Source organism: Pseudomonas sp. SDO55104_S430, from assembly GCF_054070595.1.
This window is the reverse complement of the sequence record NZ_JBSVXG010000463.1, coordinates 1-1,496: the sequence shown is the minus strand read 5'-3', so window position 1 is coordinate 1,496 and position 1,496 is coordinate 1. Positions and strand designations below refer to the sequence as shown.

2 protein-coding genes are annotated in these 1,496 nt (G+C 61.4%); one reads left to right on the top strand and one right to left on the bottom strand.

Annotated features, from left to right (window positions below; genetic code table 11):
- Positions 1–64: 64 nt before the first annotated feature.
- On the bottom strand, positions 65–520 hold the full coding sequence (gene trmL, locus ACW9JE_RS30695; protein WP_457434904.1) for a tRNA (uridine(34)/cytosine(34)/5-carboxymethylaminomethyluridine(34)-2'-O)-methyltransferase TrmL: 456 nt from the start codon (positions 518–520) through the stop codon (positions 65–67).
- On the opposite strand from trmL, the gene ACW9JE_RS30690 reads away from it, so the two are divergent.
- Positions 519–959 (top strand): hypothetical protein, encoded by a 441-nt coding sequence (locus tag ACW9JE_RS30690; protein ID WP_224540561.1) that lies wholly within the window; start codon positions 519–521, stop codon positions 957–959. The genes trmL and ACW9JE_RS30690 overlap by 2 nt on opposite strands.
- Positions 960–1,496 lie beyond the last annotated feature (537 nt).

Genomic DNA, 1,496 nt, shown 5'->3' with positions numbered 1-1,496 from the left:
ACGTTGATGTCGACTGACACGCCGCCTTCGCGAGCAAGCCCGCTCCCACATTTGTTATGCGCTGTTACTTGAAATCGTTCTGGCGCCAGGCTTCGTAGACGGCCACTGCCACGGTATTGGACAGGTTCAGGCTGCGACAGCCTTCGCGCATCGGCAGGCGCAGGCGTTGTTCGCCGGGCAGGGCGTCCAGCACCTCTGGGGGCAGGCCGCGGCTTTCCGGGCCGAACAGGAAGGCATCGCCCGGGGCGAAGCTGACGTCGTGGAACGGTCGCGAGCCTTTGGTGGTGAAGGCGAACAGCCGTGGATGGCCCAGGCTTTCCAGGCAGCTGGCCAGGTCCGCGTGGCGTTGCAGGGTGGCATACTCGTGGTAGTCGAGGCCGGCCCGGCGCAGGCGCTTGTCGTCCATTTCGAAGCCCAGCGGTTCAATCAAATGCAGGTGGCAGCCGCTGTTGGCGCACAGCCTGATAACGTTGCCGGTATTCGGCGGAATTTCCGGTTGGAAAAGGATGACGTGAAACATGCACGGCTCCGAAGGTAAAGATGAGCGGCATTCTACGCCGCAAGCCGACTCCCGTTCGAAACAATTCCCTCGGGTGTTGGCGTCGCTGGCGATTGTCGGGTTGATGGTGGGGCTGATGATCGGTCGCCTGACCACTCCCGACCCCAGCGAGCTGCAGCAGGTCGAGGTAACGGATGACGGTCTAGTGGTGTGGTTCAACAACGAACCCAAGACCCATGGCGAAGTCGTCGATGGCAGCGTTGCCCTGCTGTTCGAGGCGAAAGGCAAGGCGCAACAGGGCCAGCTCAAGCTCAACGACAGAAGCGTGAACTGGCGGGTGCGTTTGAGTGACGGGGGCTTGTTGCTGACGGCGGTGGCGGCCCGACCGCTGCAGGGCGACTGGGCCGGCAGCGAGGTCGATGACCGCTGGCGACTGGAGATCCATCTCCGGGAGCAATAAAAGAGGGAATCCCCGGCCTGCCTGTACCAAGGTCCCCAAAAAGGGCGGGTTCGCGCACGGTGTCGTGAACCCGTTGTAAAGAGGGAATCCCCGGCCTGCCTGTACCAAGGACCCCAAACCGGCAGGGCTCGCGCATGGCGCTGTGAGCCCGGTGTAAAGTGGAACCCCTGACCTGCCTGTATCAAGGGCCCCAAAAGAGTGGGCTCGTCGCCTGTGCGGTGTGAGCCCGGTGTAAAAGAGGGGATTCCCCGGCCTGCCTGTACCAAGGTCCCCGAAACCGGAGAGTGAACTGATTCACTGATGAGACCATTGCAGGGGGCGTGCCAGTTTTTAACAAGTTGAAACAGAGAGCTGCGCATGAGCGTTGAAAGCCCCGTAATTCGGGGCTTTCGGGTTTTTTGTCTTTGGGGTTTTGTGTGGTTTTTGGGAGGGTTCGCGCAGAAACGGCATGCGCGATTGCGGATCAGGGTGCATTGCGGTGGTGCATGCCGGCCGTAAAAAGCTTCGCGGGCAAGCCTCGCTCCTACAGATATCGTG